Here is a 20,969-nt window from a genome sequence, read left to right on the forward strand (position 1 = left end):
ACTAAAGGTGTAAATGGGGGCTCGTTCCTTCCTAAAACCAATAAATAGGAGGCTGGTATCATGATGAATTCACCGTTACTTTTGCCAATGATGATGGAGCACGCTGAAACATATTTTCCGAACAAGAAGGTTATCTCTCGAACGGCACTAGGAAAAACAACGCATACGTATAAGCAAATTGGTGAGAGAACTAGACGTTTATCAAGTGCATTGCAAAAACTGGGAATCAACAAAGGGGAACGTGTTGGAACGTTTGCGTGGAACCACCATCGCCATCTTGAAGCGTATTTTGGCATACCTGGGATTGGAGCTGTTCTTCATACAATTAATATTCGCCTAGCTCCTGAACATATCGTCTATATTATTAATCATGCGGAGGACAAAGTTTTATTAATAGATGAGGATTTGCTTCCGCTTATTGAAAAAATTAAAGATGAGCTTCCAACTGTTCGAGCTTATATCATTATGACAGATAAAGAAGACATTCCTGAAACAATACTTGAACCGGTTTTCCACTATGAAAAAATGCTTGCTGATGCTGACCCAACCTTTCCATTTGACAATAATATGGATGAAAATGACCCAGCAGGTATATGTTATACATCAGCAACAACAGGGAACCCAAAAGGTGTTGTTTATTCTCACAGGGCAATTGTTCTACACAGTTTTGCATTAGGATTGGCCGACAGTGCAGCAATTTCTGAGAGTGATGTATCATTAGCAGTTGTACCGATGTTTCATGCTAATGCTTGGGGATTACCTTTTGCGGGGGTATGGTTTGGAACAACCATGGTTATGCCAGGATCTTCTTTTACTCCAAAGATATTAGCACAATTAATGGAGTCAGAAAAAGTGACAATAGCAGCTGGTGTTCCTACGATTTGGTTAGGGTTATTACAGGTTCTTGAACAAGGAGACTACAATTTAAAGAGTGTAACTAGGATTTTATGTGGTGGTTCTGCTGCACCAAAAGGAATGATAAAAGCATTTGAATCAAAATATGGCATCCCATTTATTCATGCATATGGAATGACTGAAACGAGCCCACTTGTTGTTTTATCTAGATTAAAAAGCTATCAAACTAACTTATCAGAGGAAGAGCGTTTAGAAATTCGGTCTAAGCAAGGTTATATTGTGCCGGGTGTTGAAATGAAAGTGATCGGTAAAGATGGCGAAGTAACATGGAACGGAACAGAAATGGGTGAGCTCTGTTTACGAGGTCCGTGGGTAGCAGAAGAATATTATCATGATGATAGAAGTAAAGATGCATTTCGTGATGGCTGGCTCCATACAGGTGATGTAGTAACAGTGGACCAAGAAGGAGTAATTAAAATCGTAGATCGAACAAAGGATCTTATTAAAAGTGGTGGTGAATGGATTTCATCTGTAGATTTAGAAAATGCTTTAATGGCTCATGAGGAAGTTTTTGAGGCTGCTGTCATTGCAGTTCCTCATGAAAGATGGCAAGAGCGACCAATTGCTTGTGTTGTAATGAAGGAAGGAAGAAATGCTGTAACGAAGGAAGAACTTTACGAGTATTTGCGCCCTCAGTTTGTCAAATGGTGGCTTCCAGATGATATCGTATTCATGAAAGAAATACCAAAGACATCAGTTGGAAAATTTTTAAAAAGAGCATTGAGAGAACAGTTAAAGGAGCATCTTCAAAAACGATAAACAAAAAATAATTTCAGAATATTTATTTTATTGTATAGTTTTGGTACAATTATAAAGAATAAATAAAAGGGGGATAATTATGACAACTCAAAGCTCTACTGAAGTAGTTCTATTAACAGTCGAAGGACGAGTGGCAACACTAGAATTAAATCGTCCGAAAGTTTTAAATGCAATGGACGTAGAAATGATTTTTAGTATAGTAGAAAAGCTTCATGAAGTTGCTGACAGTGAGGCAGACATACTTGTTATTAAAGGGAGCGGGAAAGGTTTTTGTTCAGGCGGTGACATTAAATCAATGCTAGCAACTGCCGCATCAGCTGGACCAGAAGACTTCGAAAAAATGATGAACAAAATAAACGAAATGATGGAAACGCTTTATAAGTTGCCACTATTAACGATTAGTGCAATCCATGGTCCTGCAGCTGGATTAGGGTTAAGCTTTGCTTTAGCGAGTGATTACGTAATGGCTGAAGCTCATTCGATTGTTGCGATGAACTTTATCGGGATCGCCTTAGTTCCTGACGGTGGGGGACATTTCTTTATCGAAAGACGAGTAGGTGAACAAAAGGCGAAAAAAATTATTTGGGAAGGCGAAAAACTTCCTGTAGCTAAGGCACTTGAGCTAGGCCTGATCGATCAAGTTGTTGAAGATAACTTCGAGGAAGCAGTTCAAGCTAAAGTTACTGAGTGGTTAAACAAACCTACCAAAACAATGTTAGAGACTAAAAGTATTTTTAAACAAATGCATTTACCTACATTAAAGAATATTCTTGAGTTAGAAAAGCAGGCCCAATTTAAAATGCGCCAAACGGCTGATCATCAAGAAGGTATTATCTCATTTATTGAGAAGAGAAAACCTCAATTTACAGGAAAATAATCATATAATTGAAAACGATTTCATAAATAATTTACTTTCTAGTAAGTAAAAAAGCGCGAGTTTCACATTACATAACGATAGTGAGCTTGCGCTTTGGTTTTGAATAAAACTCTGAAATTGATAAAATAGTTGATTTGACCTGAAAGACAGCAAAATTGACCGATAAAGTAGCGTAATTGACCTGAAAAACAGCAAAATTGACCGTTAAAATTGCTTAATTGACCTGTAAATCAGTACGTGTGGTCGATTAACATTGATTGAACGATATGCGTTCCCGTTCCTTTTACATATCACAACATCAACACCGGACTTATCTGTGGTAAATGCTATTAGCGGTGAAACAAAATTAGTTTTCCTTGTGAAGACGTACAGCGGTGCGTTTTATCTTGGTAGTTTGCTTCAACTAACCATTGTTCTCCTTTCAATTTTGCTTCTTTGTCACCGCTTGCTTCAAATGTCTTTTCTAGTAATTTCTCACCGCTTGCATCATATACTGTTAAAGTGTACACAATTCAACAACTCCTTATTAAATATTTACTATTATTCTTACATAATAATCGAAATTCTGCAAAAAATATGAAACTTATTAGTTTTTTTAATCGTAATTATAGTATCGAAAAATAGGAGGAGGTAGACTATGGGGTTAAAGCTAGAGAATGTAACAAAACGTTTCGGCAGTTTTTCAGCTGTTGATAAGTTAACAATTGATATTCCAGAGAAAGAAATGTTTGGCTTCTTAGGGGCGAATGGGGCTGGAAAAACGACAACCTTTCGAATGATTTTAGGATTGTTAGATGCTACTGAAGGAAACATTACTTGGAAAGGAAAACCAATTAATTATTCATCAAGCCATTTAGTTGGTTATTTGCCAGAAGAACGAGGACTCTACCCAAAATTGAAGGTTGTCGAGCAGATTGTTTACTTTGGTAGGCTACGAGGGATGGACAAAGCAAAGGTGGTAAAAGAACTAGATTACTGGCTTGAACGATTCAAGGTTCCAGAATACAAGAATAAAAAAGTTGAAGAGTTATCTAAAGGTAACCAGCAAAAAATTCAATTTATTTCAGCTGTTATACATAAACCTAAATTACTTATTTTGGATGAACCATTTAGTGGCTTAGACCCAGTTAATGTTGAACAACTAAAAGAAGCTGTCATCGACTTGAAGAATGAAGGTACTTCAATCGTTTTCTCAAGCCATAGAATGGAACATGTAGAGGAATTATGTGAGCATTTATGTATTATGCATCACGGTAAACCTGTCGTTCATGGTAGCTTAAAAGATATTAAAAGATCATTTGGTAAAAAGAATGTAATGATCGACGCTGACTTTGATTTATCTGACATTAAAACGTTACCTGGTGTAGTCAAAGTTAAGGATACGGCACTAGGGGTGGAGCTGCAAGTAGAAAATGAGAATGTTTCACAAAAGATTCTTGCGCAAATTAGCAATAAGGGTTTTATAAGAAAATTTATGTTAGAAGAACCTTCGTTAAATGATATTTTTATAGAAAAGGTAGGTGCTTCTTATCATGAATAAATTTTGGATTATTGTGTCAAATACCTACATGACCAAGTTAAAAACAAAATCGTTTATTATATCAACTCTTATCATAGGCTTAATAGTATTTGCTTTAGGAAATATGCAAAATATTATAGACTTTTTTGATAAACAAGATAAGGCAACAACGATTGCTGTAATTGACGAAACTGAGGAGTTATTTGAGCCTTTTAAAGCCCAGTTAGAGGTTTTTAGTGAAGAGTTAACCGTTGAGAAATATAGTGGGACAGAAGAAGAAGCCGCATTGAAGGTTGAAGAGGAAGATTATACTGGATTTATCATTCTTTCTTATAATGAAGCAAATTTACCTCAAGGAACCTTTAAGGCGATGAGTATAACTGATAATGATGTAAATACGAAGCTAGAACAAGCTTTACAGCAATTGAAAACAACGATTGCAACGAGTCAAATAGGACTTGAACCATCACAGGTGGAGAAATTATATGAACCAGTATTTTTCGAAAAAATAGCGCTTGCGGAGGATGCAAAAACAGAGGAAGAATTAATGCAAGCACGAGGCATTGTTTATGTGTTATTATTCTTTATTTATATCTCAGTCATCATGTATGCGAGCATGATAGCTACTGAAGTTGCTACAGAAAAAACTTCACGGGTAATGGAAATAATTATTTCGAGTGTTTCGCCTGTAACACAAATGTTTGGGAAGATTTTAGGTATTGCTCTTCTTAGCTTAACGCAGCTTGCAGCTATACTAGCAATAGGATACTTTTCATTATCAAGCAATGTAGATAATATTCAAAACAGTGGCGGGGTTTTAGAATTCTTTGGGTTTGCTAATATACCAGCATCTACGATTATATATGGTTTTGTATTTTTTATACTTGGTTATTTGTTATATTCAACACTTGCTGCAGTTCTAGGTTCGTTAGTGAGCAGGATTGAAGATGTACAGCAAATGATTATGCCAATGACGCTGTTAATCGTTGCAGCTTTTATGATCGCAATGTTTGGATTAGGAGTACCTGAAGCTCCCTTTATTACAGTCACATCTTATATACCGTTTTTTACTCCGATGATTATGTTTCTACGTGTAGGTATGTTAAATCTTCCTTGGTGGGAAATTACCTTAAGTATCACACTGTTAGTAGGGACAATTGTAGCGTTAGCATTATTCGGAGCGAAAGTATATCGCGGTGGTGTATTAATGTACGGAAAATCAAGCTCGTTTAAAGATATTAAAAAGGCGTTACAATTAACAAAAAAATAACGGAAATCAATCTGCTATTATTCATGTTCGTTAAGCATAAAGCTTATAAACAATAATAAGACCACTGAGACACTCTCAGTGGTCTATTTGTATAATAAAGCTTTTGAAATACCGATAAAGTACTCAGATTCACGAATGATATGATCTATTACTACAATTGCAGTTTGGTTTTCTTGGATGGGCTTGCTATGTCTTTGGAGGAACCTGCACAGTTTAATAAACTCTTCACTCTGCTGTAAGCAAAATTGTACTAGTTTCATAATGTCTTGATGGAGCTTAGCAGATATTTGATTACCTGAGCGTATGACAGTTTCAATAAACCTAACGATATGTTGATGTGTTTCTTTAAGTGTTTCTTCCCATACCTTTAACTGATCTACATATTCAGATTCTAGATCTTTAACAAGCTCTCTAATGACAACAGTATGTTCCTCCTCCTGGTGCTTCCAAAATTCAGCTTCATCAAGTATTCGTAAAGGCATTTGCTGCCCATAATAAAATTGCAAATAAACTCCCCCTTTAATAAAAATATGTAATACTAATGGAAAATAGCATCCCTCATCAGTTAGATAAAAACCTGCATGAATTGAATAGAATGTTACGCTAATTGGATAGAATAAGAAGTAAAATATAGAATGACATTTGAAGGCTGCTTCCACATTGTTGTGTTTTTTCGTATTAAGAAATAAATACGTAGTCAACTAGCGTTCGTGACATCTTTTCTGATGTAAAACGTGACTATGGTACTAATTCAATAACAATAGCAACAGAGTCTACGAAAACAGCCTATGTGAACGAAGTAGAATAACATCTAATCGTTATATCATTTGGCTTGAATTTAGACTTAGTAGAATGATAAAACATGATGATCTACATATACACAATGTATGTAACTACTACTTTGAAAATGCTTTTCAATAGACATTTATATAGATTTGCCAAGGAAAGCTTATGCATCTGTAGTAGTTCGTACTTAGCACGTGATGATATTGTATTAGGGCTGAAAATTGTTTGAGCAGAGGTATAGTGACAAAAAGGAGGCTCGATTACATTGAGCATCAACAACAAATACTCGTAACAATAACTATGAAATTACTTTTACTTAGAAAATAAACCTTCAAGTGATTGCATTTTTTTGTTATATGATCAATCAAAAAATGCTTTATAGGCCTGTATAGAGCTAAGATAACGGTATACTTTCGTGATTTACGAAAAAGAGGGGTTTAACAGCAACATATGGTAAAATAAATAGAATTATAATAATAGTAACTAGTTGTTTAAAAGGAGCAAGTTTATATGGAGCAAATCAAATTTCTACATGCAGCAGATTTGCATTTGGATAGTCCTTTTGTTGGATTAAAAAAGCTTCCCACACAAATATTTCAACGAGTAATGGATAGTACATTTATTGCTTTAACAAATCTTGTTGATATAGCAATAAAAGAACAAGTAGATTTTGTTATTCTAGCAGGTGATATTTATGACCAAGAGGATCGAAGCATAAGAGCCCAAACTCGATTGAGGAAAGAAATGGAAAGATTAAAAAAAGCACAAATAGAAGTATATATTGTGCACGGGAATCATGATTATACTAATGGATCATGGATAGATATAACGTGGCCTGAAAATGTACATATTTTTTCTGATGAAACAGTTGAATGTAAGACTTATAAAAAAGAAGGAAAAGAGCTTGTCAATTTATATGGGTTTAGTTATCGAAACAGATCTGTACGTAACAATATGACTGACCTGTATAACAAGCAAGGAGAAGTAAAATTTCATATTGGGATCCTACACGGCAGTTCTGAAGGACAAACAGAACATAATAATTACGCCCCGTTTACAGTTAGACAACTCATTGAAAAAGACTTTGATTATTGGGCATTAGGCCATATCCATCAACGTCAAGTTCTGTGTGATAACCCTCCAATTATATATCCGGGGAATACTCAAGGTAGGCATCGAAAGGAGCATGGTGAAAAAGGTTGTTATTTAGTGAACCTATCTACAACAGACGTATCTTATTCTTTTCATCCAACTACAAATCTCATTTGGGATCAATTAGAAATTAACATAGCGCAACTTGAAACATTTGAGGAATTGTTAAACGTAAGCTATACAAAATTCGAAGAGATTCGATCAAGGAATAATGGTACTCTACTATCTATTGAGTTTATTGGATCAGGACCACTTCATAAAGTATTGCAAAATGAAGCACAGTTAGAGGATTTCTTATTAATCATAGTTGATGGTGAAGAGGAAAGGCAAGATTTTGTCTGGGTTGACAAAACGATCGTTAATACTAGTGAAGGTATTGAGGATAAGAACATTGCGCAATCTCCTTTTCTTAAAGATTTAGTTACTATGATAAGCGAGTTCGAAGAATATGAAGAAGTTCTCAAACCGCTATTTTCTCACTCTCAAGCACGTAAATACCTTACAGAGTTTTCTGAAGAAGATATTCGTGAAATTCATAACGAGGCTCAGAAGTTATTATTCAGAGAATTATATTAATCATGGAAATAAGCGGGTGATGAACATGAAAATTATCGGTATATACATTTATGGATATGGAAAGCTTGATCATATAGACTTACAGCCACTTGGTGATATTCAAGTTTTTTATGGGAAAAATGAGGCAGGAAAATCTACACTTCACTCATTTATTCATAGTATGTTATTTGGTTTTCCTACTAAGCAACAGAGTGAAAATCGATACAAGCCAAGATTAGGGAGCAATTATGGTGGTCGCCTTGTGCTTGAAACAGAGAAGTATGGTGTTGTAACTGTTGAAAGGTTATTAAGAAAAGGTGAAAGAGCTGTTACAGTGACGTTTTCTGATGGTACAAAGGCTGGAGAAGAAGCACTGCAAATGATTGTTCAAGGTATGGATAAATCAAACTATCAGTCGATATTTTCATTTAATATTCATGGCTTACAAAATATACATACAATGAAAACTGAGGATTTGGGTCGTTATTTATTTTCCTCTGGCGCTGTAGGAACGGATGCCATTCTTTCAGCTGAGCAGAAACTTTCAAAAAAGATAGATGAGTATTTTAAGCCAAATGGTAGAAAACCGCTGATTAACGAGATGCTACCTCAACTAGCTGAACAGAATAAACAGCTTCTACAATGGCAGGAAAAAAGTAATCAATACAAAAATTTAATGAATCGAACGACAGTTATAAAGGAAGAATTACAAACAATAAAGGTAAATAAAAAAAGGATTGAACAAGAAACAGTAATCGTAAAAAAACTAACTGAGCTACAGCCATTGTTTGAAAAGAGAGCATTATATCGTACACAATTAGACAAGCTACCGACATATCATCCTTTTCCTGCTGATGGACTTGTCCGCTTTGAACAACTATATGCTGAAAAAAGAGCTTATGAAGCACAATATGATACTTTAATAGCAAAAAGAAGAGACCTTGTGGAAGTGCAGCAAAATGAAGCGGTAGTTGAAAGCATGTTAATAGCTGAAGAAAAAGTTCAAGAGGTCAAGTCGAATTACAGCTTATTTCAAGCGATGTTGGAAAGGCAAAATGAATTATCTGTTCAAATTGATCAGCAGCAAAAAGAGTTACATTTTGAGTTTGCAAAGTTACCCTTTGATCTTGACGAAGCACATATTCTTCAAATCGATGCAGGTATACTAAAAAAAGATCAACTTTCTACCCTTATAACAGTTGAAGAAGAACTGGCTCATGACAAACGAGTGTTAGATGAGCGGTTTAATCGTGCAAAGGAAGATTTAGAAGAAAGCGAACAAAAGATCATTGAATTTGAACAACAAACCTTACAGGATGAACAGCGTGACAAGTATGAGAAACAAATTGCTCAGCATAGTTCACTGCAAGTGTTACAGCATGAACAGGAACATTTAGCAAAGAGTTATACTCGCTTAACTCGTAAAGTTGATACGATTAAATTTGTTGAAAAGAAGAAAAAACAACAGATAAATTTGGTCAGTTTTTTGAGTATCTTGTTGCTTGTTGGGCTTGTTGGAGGAGCGATCTTTACTGGTAAATGGATCATGTTATTAGGTGGGATTATTTTCCTGTTTATCCCACTGTTACTTAGATTCAATTCGCCGTCCGAAAAAATATTGTTAAATGAGCTTGAGAAAGAAAAAGCTGAGATAATAAGCGCTATTGATGAAAATAGGCAACAACTTTTAAATTTGTCTAATGATCACCTTTCAGACTTAGAACGAATGTTAGCGAAAGATGACCATTATAGTCAATTACTTGAGATTGAAAAATTAGCAGTTGAACAACGTGGTAGAACATATGAAAAGATCGTTAAGAAATATACAGATTGGGAACGGGACAAGTTTGCATTTTCTAAGAAGTTGCATAATTTAGATTTAGGATTTCCTATTAAAGAGGATGTTTCAGCAAAGCAATTATATGAAATATTACTTATTATAGAGAAAATAAAAGAACTGATAATAGGAAAGCAATTGATAGCTGAAAAAAAACAATTGTTAGAACATGATATGAATGAATTTGATGCTAAAGTGGCTGAGTTAGCAGATTTATTCCAAATCAAAAAGAATGATAAAGATATGAGTGTAACGCTATACAATATTGATAAGCGGTTAACGAAAGAAAAGGATAAAAAAAGGCTGTTGCGAGAAAAAGCAAATAGCATAAATTCATTAGACGATGAACTGCATGAGATTACGGCTAAAAAAAATCATTTGCACAATGATATTGTACATTTATTCCAACTTGCTGAAGTCCAAGATGAAGAGCAATTTCGTTTGAAAGAGAAGGCTTTTAAAGATAGTCAACAAATCTTAGAGAGACTAGCTATCGTTGAGGCTCAAATTTTAACTCAACGTGGAGATGAGTTAACTAATCAACTCCCTAGAGATGTAGCACCTTTACCAGAGCAGGTTGAGAAGTATGATAACGAGCTTAAAAGCATAATTATGAAAGAACAAAGTTTTATTGAAGAACTCTCAGAATTAAAGGTCCTTCTTTCTCAGCTTGAAGAAGGAGGAACATATGCTGAACTACTACATAAATTTGAGAGTGAAAAGTCACAGCTTCAAGAGGAAGCGAAAAAATGGGCGAGCTATGCAATAGCAAAAAAAATTCTTACGAATACAATCGATCATTATCGTCATGTACGTCTACCCAATGTACTAAAAAACACGACAGCAAATATGAAATTATTAACGAATGGAGAGTATATCGAAGTGTTGCCTCCAAATGAAAACAATAGCTTTTTATTAAAACGTAAGGATGGCCTTTTTTTCCAACCTAATGAAGTAAGTCAAGCAACTACCGAACAAATGTATGTAGCACTACGTCTAGCACTTGCAGAGCAAGTAGGGAAAGGAGAAAAGTTCCCGATTATTATTGACGATAGCTTCGTAAATTTTGATCGAGATCGGTTAGCGAAGTCAGTCGAGCTAATTAGAGATATAGCTAAAAAGCATCAGGTTTTATTTTTTACATGTCATGAATATATACTTGACTATTTTCATGAAAACGAAATTATCTTATTGGAAAATAAGACTGAAAGGATAGGTATATGAATTCAACACACGAATCCACATTTAAACGTGGTCCACTTTTGTTGTTAAGTATTAATTTATTTATTATTATGGTAGGGATTGGCTTAGTCATTCCAATATTACCTTTCTACGTAGAAGCATTCAATGCTAATGCTAGAGTATTAGGGATGCTTGTTGCTGTTTTTGCGTTTATGCAATTTTTATTTGCACCTCTTTGGGGGCGCCTCTCTGATAAAATTGGCAGAAAGCCTCTTATTACAATCGGCCTCTTTGGTTTTGCTGTAGCTGAATTTATATTTGCTTACGCAACAGGCTTGTGGATGCTATTCTTGTCTAGAATTCTTGCTGGAACATTTGGTTCTGCTCTTATGCCAACCGCAATGGCATATGTATCAGATGTAACAAGTGAAGACAAACGTGGTCAAGGAATGGGTATTCTCGGAGCCGCAATGGGCTTAGGTATTGTAGTTGGTCCTGGTATTGGGGGATGGTTAGCAGAATTTGATTTATCTTATCCATTTTTATTTGCTGGCATAGCAGCGACTATAGCAGGGGTTGTATCAATGCTTATCTTACCAGAATCGTATACGAAGGATATGCGAGCTCAAACTCAAACACAAGAAAAATCTTCTAACCACTTTGAGCTATTAGCTAAAGCGCTTGTCAGTCCTGTAGGTTTCCTATTAGTGCTCGTTTTTATCATGAGTTTTGGTTTAGCAAATTTTCAGTCAATCTTTGGGTATTATTCGATGGAACGGTATCAATACAGTCCAAGTGAAGTAGGAACGATTATACTCATTGTAGGGTTAATTGGTACAATTGCACAAGGAGTTATAGTAGGTAAGTTAGTAAATCGCTTTGGAGATGAAAGAGTAGTAACAGGGTCGTTGTTGCTTAGTGCGATTGGCTTCGTAATCATGACATTTGCCAAGAGTTACAGCATGGTTATTTTGACAACTAGTATTTTCTTCCTTGGGAATTCAATTTTGCGTCCAGCACTAAACTCTCTTATTTCTAAGCTTGCTGGTAATAAACAAGGTATGGTCATGGGGTTAAATAATTCGTTTCTAAGCTTAGGAAATGTTGCAGGTCCGTTAATTGCAGGTAATTTGTTCGAGGCAAATATACATTTACCATATTTCTTTGGAGCATTGATCATGGTAATTGGGATGATTTCAATGAAAGTTTGGTTATATAATAAACAGCGGAAAGTTACTATTCACGTCGAGGATTAATGAATCATGATATAATGAAATGAACTTATATATAAGTGAATGAGGGGGAGTGAATACATGTCGTCGAAAGGAATTTTACATTTTGATGTTGGTGAGCAGGTTGATGTGTTTCTATTAATAAAATCTGCAACAAAAGGTATAGCTAGTAATGGAAAGCCATTTTTAACGTTAATCTTACAAGATAAAAGTGGTGATATTGAAGCAAAGCTGTGGGATGCTTCCACTGAAGATGAGGACGTATATGCAGGTGAAAATATTGTTAAAGTTGTTGGAGATATACATAATTACAGAGGAAGAAATCAATTAAAGCTTCGTAACATTCGTCCTGCGAATCAAAGTGATGGAGTTAAAATGTCTGATTTTATCGAGATAGCCCCTCTGTCAAAAGAGTCAATGATAGACAGTATAACCCAATTTATATTTGAAATGAAAAATCCCAATATCCAGCGGATTACTCGGCATCTATTAAAAAAATATCAACAATCTTTTTTAGAGTATCCAGCTGCTACAAAAAATCATCATGAGTTTGTCTCTGGACTTGCATATCATGTCGTTTCCATGCTCGATTTAGCCAAAGCAATTGCTAACCAATATCCTTCTCTAGATAAAGACTTGTTATATGCAGGTGTGATTTTACATGATTTAGGAAAGGTAATTGAATTATCTGGACCTATCTCAACAGTTTATACTGTAGAAGGTAATTTACTAGGTCATATTACCATCATGGTAAATGAAATAGGTAAAGCAGCTGATGAGCTCGGTATTGATGGTGAAGAAGTAATGGTACTCCAGCATTTGACTTTGAGCCATCATGGCAAAGCCGAATGGGGGAGTCCAAAGCCACCAATGATAAAGGAAGCAGAAATATTGCATTATATTGACAATATAGATGCCAAAATGAATATGCTGGACCGTGCACTAGAACGTGTGAAGCCAGGAGAGTTTAGCGAAAGGGTTTTTGCGCTTGACAATAGATCATTTTATAAGCCTACTTTTCACAAGTAGAGCTTAACACCTAACAGCTTAGCTCAAAACTAGCTGTTCACTATATCCACCTTCAATAGCAATAAACACTATATCTTGTCTATTGCAACAGTGATAAATGCTTGTCCCTATGCATATAATCAATAAAGAGTTAGAAGTACAGCTAGAGGGTGTACGAGCGTCTACTTTAAATTTGTAGGCTCTTTATTGAAGTCCAATCGTTACTAATGATTTGTATCTAAGTAACGATTCATTCGACAACAGTCATTGAATCTTGAGTTAAAGGCAGGGGATAAAGCATGTTTATCATTCCTTGGTGGGTATTTTTGGTCATCTTAGGGATTTTGTTTTCTGGGTATATGTCCTTTCATATTACGATGAAGGAGCGGAAAATAGAACAATCCTATATTGAGAGAGAAGGAAATGTGTACATGGAGAGAATGAAAAAAGAGCGTGAGAAGCGAAACATGAATCATGAGATCATTAATGAAGAGGAAGTAAAACGCTCGTAATTAATTACGAGCGTTTTGCTTTGTTATATAGTACATTTTGTTTATTACTCATTCGTTTTAAATATATCTTTTAAATCATCGTCTTTCACTTTTACTTTAGCAGCCTCTACGTCTTCTAACATTATCTTATCAACAAAATCTGGTTGACGCATTTTAGATTCGCGAATCTGCTGAGTAAGCTCATCTTTCATTTCATCAAGTGGTTTAACAGTTTCTGTTAACATGATAATATGAAATCCGTGTTCAGTTTGTACAATATCGCTTATTTCGCCTTCTTTTAACGCAAATGCAGCTTCTTCAAATTCAGGTACCATTTGTCCTTTTCCGAACCAACCTAAGTCTCCACCGTTTGCAGCAGAAGTATCAGTAGAGTACTCTTTCGCTAAGTCTTCAAATGATTCACCTTGATCAAGCTTGTCCTTCACTTCTTTTGCTGTTTCTTCATCAGTAACTAATATATGACTAGCTTTAATTTGCCCTTCCATGCTGTCATGTAACTGTTTAATTTCATCGTCAGTAACTTCGATTTCATCTTCACGCTCTGTTGCAGCTTTTTCTGATAATAGTCCTAATTTAATCGTTTCTTTAAGTTGCTCTTCATCTTGATAACCATATTGCTGAAGAAGCATTTCAAATTGTTCCCCGTACTGATCTTTTATTGTTTGAAGTTGTTCGTTAATTTCCTCATCTGTAACTTCGTATTTGTCCTCTAAGACCTTAGTAAATACGATTTCTCTTAAAACATCTTCACCAACGCGATCCTTCATTACATCATAAAATTCATCTTTAGTAATATTTCCTGCACTTGTTTCTACGATCACTTCACTATCTCCAGCATTATTACATGCAGAAAGCGCAAATATACTTGCTGCTGCTGTGAATGCGATAAACATTTTCTTCATTAAAAACACTCCTATATCGGTAAATTAAATGATATCTAAGCCACAACAACTACTATAACATATTTTGAAATGAGAAAGAAATTATTTTATTTTTTAGTCCTTACAGAAATAGAAGATCTTGTATCGTAGTTTCATCATTAGTCGTTACTGTATTTAGAATTCAAACTCATAGTTCCAGTGATATTATAAACATCGGAAATGATAAGGAGATCTACTTCAAATATAGTGTTTGTATTTGTAAAGACCTTATCTAATGGCTGTTTTCGCAATGATTGTTGTTTTTCGTATTAAGAAATAAACCGTACGCAATTAGAGTTCGTGGCATCTTTTCTTCTGTATTACGATGACTAATAATTTAAAACCACTTTTTAATACTAAATTGATAAAAATAGCAACAAAGTTTACGAAAAGAGCTTAGCTAATAAATATTGTTTTTCATGCTTAGATATAAAAACTGGATATCATGTCTTCATGACGATTGGCACATAATTTTCGTTAACAGCTCTATGTAAGGCGGTTATCGAATGAATTGCTGTTGATCGTAATAAGAGCGCTTAAAGGTCGGGGTTCTTTTCTTCTCTAAAGACTAAAGAAATTAAATAGTATACATTAGTTACTCACATTGAAGTAAACAACAAAACTAACGCTAAGAGCTTTAGTAAAAGTTGACTGCGCATTAATTGTTCCTTGTCGTAATTAGAGCTCAAAAAGAATATAACTAACGTTGGTGTTATCTTTTTTCCTCTAAAGACTATAAAAATTATAAAGTACACAATAGTTAATCCAATACAAGTGAAAAAAGTCTATGAAAAGGGACTTAGTAAAAAACAGCAAAAGCTGACAAAATAATTTGTCAGCTTTGAAGTGAAAACTATAAAAATTTAAAAGTCAACTTGATCGTTTAGTTAGGGTAATGAGTTATCAAGTGTACATGACCTCAACGTATGATGAAAGTAGCAGGATGGTTATAAGGACATTGATTGTTCGAAATACTTTTGGCTGGCGCTCTTCAGGAATCTCTTTTTGAATACATAAACTGTTTGTTAATTTATTAATATAATATAGGACAAATAAAGCGAAAGGAATAAAATATATTAGCAATTTGAGATTCCCTCCCTGGAATTTAATTGATGATGCTACATTTTGTATATGTTTATAACAATATCAAAAATTTAGCAAAAAAGATACCCTTATGCTTTGTTATTGTATTAAAGCTTTTGATCAACGGTCTTATACACACGTCATTATTTAGCTTTTTTCGTAAAATTTGTTGGTATTTTATATATTTTATAAAGCTAAATATTGGTTTATACGATTGCATTAAGTTTAAGAAGAAAAGATGGCGTAAACACTAATTTTATTCGCGTTTATGTCTTAGTAAGAGGATCTTTTCGTAAAAGCTCAATAATTGTAAAAATAGAAAAGATGCCAAACGCTAGATGTATACGTGATTATATTTTATAAAGAAAAACAACAATCAATGCGAAAACAGCCATGTAAGAAAAGCTATAATTAACGATAACACGCTTTACTTACTGAAAATGAGTGAACTACCCTGTAAGTGAACTCTGAAAAATAGTGAAGAGCACCCATTTTTGTTGGATGCCCTTAAGAAAGCTATTGTAGTAAGTACCTGTAGAGTTAATTACTTTTTACTAAAATATCATATCCGTCTTCAATTTCTTCAATAACTGAGCGTTTAGGAGCACTTATAAATTGCTTTAAGCATATAAAGTCTGGTACACACAAACCTAAGTTAGCTGCTGCGATAATTGAAAAATAGTGGATATAGCTTGGGAACATCACAGCTAGAAGCAAGCATATGGATGTAAACATGACAAACGGTGTTAAAAACACCATTATAGACATTGGTTTAGATATCATATTGCAAAATCGCACCGTGAAAATGGGAATGATTGTAACCCATTTTAATTCAATTTTTACTTTCTTTCTCATAAGTATAAGAGGTATAGCATGCAAGCATTTATGAAATACTATAGTCATAAGTAATGCTATGATAAAATAAATAAATCTATCCCCATGCAACTTAGTTGAAGAGTAATATAAATTTAATGGTAAATAAAATAATATAAATGTACTTAACATGGTTAATAGTGAAATGAGTATGATTCGATGGAATCCAACATCTCGAGAAAAATTGATTGTTTTCCAACAATTCATATAATCACCTTCCGAACTATAAGATTGCAGTCCTAAATGAGTTATAATATAAAATCTATAATCTATAATCTACGAACTTACAAACATACTTTACGCTCATTTGTTGAAAAAATCAATAGCTGTTACAAAACTATCAATATTTATGCTTAGTCTAAGGTTTTAGTACTAAAAAGCATGTATAAAATAGATTTCATGTCTTCTATTCTTGTTTAAACGATGACTATTACGTAATCTTCTAATTTAGGAACCATAGCTACAAGGTTACGAACAAATTTTATGAAAAATAGTTGTTATAGAGAACTTATGAAAAGATGTTGGTACTCATGTATCTTTTTAGATATTATTGTATTAGAAATATGGAAAAATTAAAAGTAAATGCTATGGAAGGGAATAGTAGTATGGACGAATTTATTGGTCGAATAGAAAAGATAGAGTATTATCAAACACTGTTACTAAAAATGGTTGAAGAAGATCATATGCCATTTTATCAAATGGTCATCAAGGAACAATTATCAAAAGAAGATGTAGATGAAATTCTATCAATTTGTGAAAAATTGAGCATAAAACTTGAAGAACAAAAAGCGGAAGGCCTATTAGTATTTACCCCGCTTCTTATCGAATTTTCCAAAACAATCCAATTTAAAATGAATGTAAAAGATACAGTAACTGCTATGTTAAAACAACAAATGTACACTCCGTTGATGGAAGAATTTATGAAATTATTAAAATAGACTTTAGTTATCTTCAATAACTTCTTGTAGCTGATTGTGCTTTCTAATTTTTCCATCTACTTCAACAAATTCTTTTTCAATATTCTCAAAAGATTTTTCAAATATCCTCATGAAATCGTCTCCGTATATACTACGAATGATACACATTACATCAGTAAGTTCAGGGAATTTCCCGTATAAATCTTTTATTGGAAGTGCACCTTGAAAGGTAGAATGTCTTGTTGGATCATAACTCTCCATTAACTCTAATAATATTTCTTCTCCTTGACTAGTAATTTTTACATAGGTATTTCTTTTATCATTCTCTTTTTTGGAAAATTGCAATAAATTTCGTTCTTCCAATTTCTTAGAAAAGTTGAAGGCAGTTGAAACGTGCATGACTCCGAATTTTGCAATCTCTGAGATGGAGGCACCATTTAAATGGTAAGCAATCCATAGTATATGATGTTCATTAATATTTAAATCATATGGTTTGATCCAGTGTTGCCAATCCTTTTCGATAGTCTTCCATAGTGCTTTACCGAGTTGAGCCATTCTTTGGCTAAATAACATTGCTTCTTTCATAGAAAAATTATTTTCTTTCGTCACAACTAGTCACCTACTTTTCTTTGGATTTTTTATTACAATCTATTATGCCAATAAAATAAAAATTAATAAAGGATTAAATTTCGGAAATTTTAAAATAAACGAAATTTATTTAAATCAAAACACATAGTTATTCTTAAAACACCATAATATCAATTAAAGGGGGGACTGCATTGACAGTGTTAATCTTGTTATTGTTCGTTTTAAGTCTATTATTCTTTGTTGGCATGATAAATTATTTCTCACTAATTCAAAGAGCTGTCGCCTACCCACCTAAACAAATACTTCGTCAAAAAGCAGCTGTCCTAGGTGGAGGTGGATTTGTTTGTTTGCTATTAGCTCTATCAATCATTTACTTTAGATGATGAAACCCCGACCAAAGATCGGGGTTTTTATAAATTTCATTTTATAAAAGATTTTAGCGTTTAGAGCTGGTTCCTCTTATAAAAGTCGTTCATGAAATATGCTAAGGTTTCACAAGCTTCTAGTGGTACAGCGTTATAAATTGATGCACGACACCCTCCTACAGAGCGGTGTCCACTCAAACCGATAAAGCCTTTTTCTTTTGCCTCGACGAGAAATTTCTTTGTTAACTCTTCAGAAGGTAATGTAAATGTTACGTTCATTTTTGACCTACTATCCATCTTTGCATGAGGCTTATAAAACCCATTACTATCGTCAATACAACTGTATAGAAGAGAAGCTTTTTCATTATTAACTCTCTCTATTCCTTTCACACCACCGCTATTAGCTAACCACTCGAGAACAAGTGATAAAGTATATATAGCAAATGTAGGAGGAGTGTTATATAAGGAATTTTTGTCAGCATGCGTACGATAGTTTAGCATCGTAGGTAATTCATTAGTGCTGTTAGTGAGTAGCTCTTTTTTTAGAATGACAACCGTTACACCAGATGGTCCTAGATTTTTTTGTGCACCAGCATAAATCATCGAGAATTGCTCCACATTAATTTCATGGCTTAAAATATCACTAGACATATCGGCAATAAGCTCAACATTATTTAACTGTGGATATTCCGACCATTGGGTACCATAAATCGTATTATTTGAAGTAACATGTAAATAAGCAGCATTATCACTTATTTCTAAATCATTAATTGATGGAATGTGTTTGTATTGATTTTCTTTACTAGATGCAGATACATGGACATGCCCGATTTTTTTAGCTTCAGCTAAGGCTTTCTCAGACCAAGATCCTGTCAAAACATAGTTAGCAACTGTATTTTTGGAAAGTAAATTCATTGGAATCATTGTAAATTGAAGACTAGCCCCACCTTGAAGAAATAAAACTTCATATTCATCTGAGATGTTAAGTAATTGTTTTAGTAGAGTTTTCGCTTTTTCATGAACGGCGTCATATTCTTTACTACGATGACTAAGCTCCATCACAGACATCCCAGTTCCTTGGAAATTTACTAACTCTTGTTGAGCGATTTGTAGAACTTCTAGTGGTAGTGCAGATGGTCCAGCATTAAAGTTGTATGCACGCATCACGTAATATCCTCCTCAAAAATGTTTTGTTACGTTAATTGCTTAAATTGTTTATATAGTACCATGAAACGGTAATGAAGTAAGCTATTATTTTAAAGTTTTCGAAAATTAGCTAAGATTAGTTAACAAAATACAAACATAAAATTACATGAATTCAAAAGGGGAGAAATGTTTTTGTACCGTGAAAACAAGCCGTTTACTATTAGCCCTTATGACCACCCAGACATTTATCCAGGACCAAGACCACCTAGTTCATTTGTTTTTATGAATGGCAGAGTACATAAAATTGAAGAATCAAATAATACTAAAATTGAACAACTTTCAGTTCATGTTGCAAATAATAGTCACCCACTAGGTTCATTTTTAACGGGCGATGGAGCGATACTTAATATTGGGGAATTGTTAGAGACAGAGGGAGTAAGTGCGATCGATGATAGATTTCCAGTTGTTGCTTATGGATCAAACGTATGTATTGCACAACTTGTGTACAAATTTGGCTTAAATCAAAACTCGAAACAAATACTCATTTGTATGAAAGGTACGATGCTTGATTCAGATATTGTTTTTGGCCCATTTTTAGCTCCTTACGGGGCATTACCAGCAGTAATTGCACCAAATCGTGGGGCACAAACGGAAATTTGGCTAACATTCATGGATAAGGATCAACTTGAACTTATGGATAGAACAGAAACCGGATATGAACTTAGAGAACATCTTAATAGAAAACTAACACTTCAAACAGGAGAAACGTTTGAAAAAGTGTATGCATATTATTATCCATATGCTCTGAAGTTAGATGGAACATATTATCGTTATAATGATATTCCAAGCATTTCTACTATTCCAGCAGTGTGGCAAGCGGATATGATAAACCGAATAAAAGATCTATACGGTTTTACTGGAACAAGAGAAGAATTTATTCATCTATTAAGGTGGAATGATTCTTTTCATAGAACAGTAGAAGAGTTTCTATCTCAGTATGAAGATTTCTTTGATCACGATGATTGGTTGAAAATATCAGAAATAACTCCAGTTCGTTCAATGATCAGAAAATTTAGCGACTAGTGTATATAATGGCTGCTTTGCATCGGTTGTTGTTATTCACAGGATGAATGAGGTTTAAATACAATTTGAGAACAATATGACAAATTTATAGAATTGCATATCGTGTAATCTTGTAGATAAAAGCAGCAATATTTATGTAAGACTCTTTTCGCAAACTTTGTTGCAATTATTACCAAATTTGCACCATAGTAACTGGCTCTAGATGTTAGTTATCATGTTTCAGAACAAAAGAGGCCACGAACTCTAGTTAAAGTGTACCCTTTGTAAAGGACATTTTAAAAAAAGCCTAGGCTACATTAAGAAGGTGATCTCTGTATTGAACAGGGGTCATCTTCTTTAAATTCCATTGATATCTGTATTTATTGTAATAAATCATATATTGCTTAATTT

20 protein-coding genes are annotated in these 20,969 nt (G+C 34.0%); 12 read left to right on the top strand and 8 right to left on the bottom strand.

The window, feature by feature from the left end:
* Nucleotides 1–60 precede the first annotated feature (60 nt).
* Entirely contained in the window at nt 61–1,674 is a 1,614-nt protein-coding gene (locus tag JM172_RS16335; protein WP_214483442.1) for a long-chain fatty acid--CoA ligase, read from the top strand.
* Between the two features lie 79 nt (nt 1,675–1,753).
* Complete coding sequence (locus JM172_RS16340; protein WP_214483443.1) at nt 1,754–2,551, top strand: enoyl-CoA hydratase; 798 nt, start codon at nt 1,754–1,756, stop codon at nt 2,549–2,551.
* Nucleotides 2,552–2,880: 329 nt separating this feature from the next.
* On the opposite strand, the gene JM172_RS16345 is transcribed toward JM172_RS16340, so the two are convergent.
* On the bottom strand, nt 2,881–3,060 hold the full coding sequence (locus JM172_RS16345; RefSeq protein ID WP_483297258.1) for a YhzD family protein: 180 nt from the start codon (nt 3,058–3,060) through the stop codon (nt 2,881–2,883).
* Nucleotides 3,061–3,188: 128 nt separating this feature from the next.
* On the opposite strand from JM172_RS16345, the gene JM172_RS16350 reads away from it, so the two are divergent.
* Together JM172_RS16350 and JM172_RS16355 are read left to right on the top strand one after the other, a co-directional pair.
* Complete coding sequence (locus tag JM172_RS16350; RefSeq protein WP_214483444.1) at nt 3,189–4,091, top strand: ABC transporter ATP-binding protein; 903 nt, start codon at nt 3,189–3,191, stop codon at nt 4,089–4,091.
* On the top strand, nt 4,084–5,340 hold the full coding sequence (locus JM172_RS16355; RefSeq protein ID WP_214483445.1) for an ABC transporter permease: 1,257 nt from the start codon (nt 4,084–4,086) through the stop codon (nt 5,338–5,340). Before JM172_RS16350 ends, JM172_RS16355 begins: the two co-directional genes overlap by 8 nt.
* Before the next feature lie 83 nt (nt 5,341–5,423).
* On the opposite strand, the gene JM172_RS16360 is transcribed toward JM172_RS16355, so the two are convergent.
* Nucleotides 5,424–5,846: a DUF2935 domain-containing protein gene (locus tag JM172_RS16360; RefSeq protein WP_214483446.1), complete on the bottom strand. Its 423-nt coding sequence runs from the start codon at nt 5,844–5,846 to the stop codon at nt 5,424–5,426.
* Nucleotides 5,847–6,636: 790 nt separating this feature from the next.
* On the opposite strand from JM172_RS16360, the gene JM172_RS16365 reads away from it, so the two are divergent.
* The 5 genes from JM172_RS16365 (at nt 6,637) to JM172_RS16385 (ending at nt 13,604) form a co-directional block, all read left to right on the top strand.
* Nucleotides 6,637–7,854, top strand: a complete 1,218-nt coding sequence (locus JM172_RS16365; protein WP_214483447.1) for a metallophosphoesterase family protein — start codon at nt 6,637–6,639, stop codon at nt 7,852–7,854.
* A gap of 25 nt (nt 7,855–7,879) precedes the next feature.
* Nucleotides 7,880–10,894 carry an AAA family ATPase gene (locus tag JM172_RS16370; protein ID WP_214483448.1) on the top strand — a complete coding sequence of 1,005 codons (3,015 nt, stop codon included), beginning with the start codon at nt 7,880–7,882 and terminating at the stop codon, nt 10,892–10,894.
* Nucleotides 10,891–12,108: an MFS transporter gene (locus tag JM172_RS16375; RefSeq protein WP_214483449.1), complete on the top strand. Its 1,218-nt coding sequence runs from the start codon at nt 10,891–10,893 to the stop codon at nt 12,106–12,108. The genes JM172_RS16370 and JM172_RS16375 overlap by 4 nt, the downstream gene beginning before the upstream one ends.
* A 57-nt stretch (nt 12,109–12,165) precedes the next feature.
* Entirely contained in the window at nt 12,166–13,113 is a 948-nt protein-coding gene (gene yhaM / locus JM172_RS16380; RefSeq protein ID WP_214483450.1) for a 3'-5' exoribonuclease YhaM, read from the top strand.
* Nucleotides 13,114–13,391: 278 nt separating this feature from the next.
* Nucleotides 13,392–13,604 (top strand): sporulation YhaL family protein, encoded by a 213-nt coding sequence (locus tag JM172_RS16385; protein ID WP_214483451.1) that lies wholly within the window; start codon nt 13,392–13,394, stop codon nt 13,602–13,604.
* 44 nt (nt 13,605–13,648) lie between these two features.
* Here JM172_RS16385 and JM172_RS16390 read toward each other — a convergent pair whose 3' ends face one another.
* The 3 genes from JM172_RS16390 to JM172_RS16395 all read right to left on the bottom strand — a co-directional run bounded on the left by JM172_RS16390 (nt 13,649) and on the right by JM172_RS16395 (nt 16,687).
* The gene (locus tag JM172_RS16390; protein WP_214483452.1) at nt 13,649–14,506 is read right to left on the bottom strand and encodes a peptidylprolyl isomerase; all 858 of its coding nucleotides are present in this window, start codon (nt 14,504–14,506) and stop codon (nt 13,649–13,651) included.
* Nucleotides 14,507–15,427: 921 nt separating this feature from the next.
* On the bottom strand, nt 15,428–15,607 hold the full coding sequence (locus JM172_RS24865) for a hypothetical protein (protein ID WP_250886716.1): 180 nt from the start codon (nt 15,605–15,607) through the stop codon (nt 15,428–15,430).
* A gap of 540 nt (nt 15,608–16,147) precedes the next feature.
* Nucleotides 16,148–16,687: a DUF3267 domain-containing protein gene (locus JM172_RS16395; RefSeq protein ID WP_214483453.1), complete on the bottom strand. Its 540-nt coding sequence runs from the start codon at nt 16,685–16,687 to the stop codon at nt 16,148–16,150.
* 356 nt (nt 16,688–17,043) lie between these two features.
* Between JM172_RS16395 and JM172_RS16400 the strand changes: the two genes are divergently transcribed.
* On the top strand, nt 17,044–17,418 hold the full coding sequence (locus JM172_RS16400; RefSeq protein ID WP_250886717.1) for a DUF1878 family protein: 375 nt from the start codon (nt 17,044–17,046) through the stop codon (nt 17,416–17,418).
* 3 nt (nt 17,419–17,421) lie between these two features.
* Here JM172_RS16400 and JM172_RS16405 read toward each other — a convergent pair whose 3' ends face one another.
* Nucleotides 17,422–18,006: an HTH-type transcriptional regulator Hpr gene (locus JM172_RS16405; RefSeq protein WP_320258117.1), complete on the bottom strand. Its 585-nt coding sequence runs from the start codon at nt 18,004–18,006 to the stop codon at nt 17,422–17,424.
* A gap of 176 nt (nt 18,007–18,182) precedes the next feature.
* On the opposite strand from JM172_RS16405, the gene yhzF reads away from it, so the two are divergent.
* Entirely contained in the window at nt 18,183–18,368 is a 186-nt protein-coding gene (yhzF, locus tag JM172_RS16410) for a membrane protein YhzF (protein ID WP_483297259.1), read from the top strand.
* A 60-nt stretch (nt 18,369–18,428) separates the two neighbouring features.
* Here the strand turns inward: yhzF and serC are convergent, their stop codons facing one another.
* Nucleotides 18,429–19,514 (bottom strand): 3-phosphoserine/phosphohydroxythreonine transaminase, encoded by a 1,086-nt coding sequence (serC, locus tag JM172_RS16415; RefSeq protein ID WP_250886718.1) that lies wholly within the window; start codon nt 19,512–19,514, stop codon nt 18,429–18,431.
* Nucleotides 19,515–19,688: 174 nt separating this feature from the next.
* On the opposite strand from serC, the gene JM172_RS16420 reads away from it, so the two are divergent.
* Nucleotides 19,689–20,579, top strand: coding sequence for a hypothetical protein (locus tag JM172_RS16420; RefSeq protein WP_214483456.1), 891 nt, complete (start codon nt 19,689–19,691; stop codon nt 20,577–20,579).
* Between the two features lie 286 nt (nt 20,580–20,865).
* On the opposite strand, the gene JM172_RS16425 is transcribed toward JM172_RS16420, so the two are convergent.
* The coding region (locus JM172_RS16425) for an IS3 family transposase (RefSeq protein ID WP_214483464.1) at nt 20,866–20,969 on the bottom strand (104 nt) is incomplete at its 5' end.

Source organism: Bacillus sp. SM2101 (genome assembly GCF_018588585.1).
GTDB classification, from domain to species: Bacteria; Bacillota; Bacilli; order Bacillales; family SM2101; genus Nanhaiella; species Nanhaiella sioensis.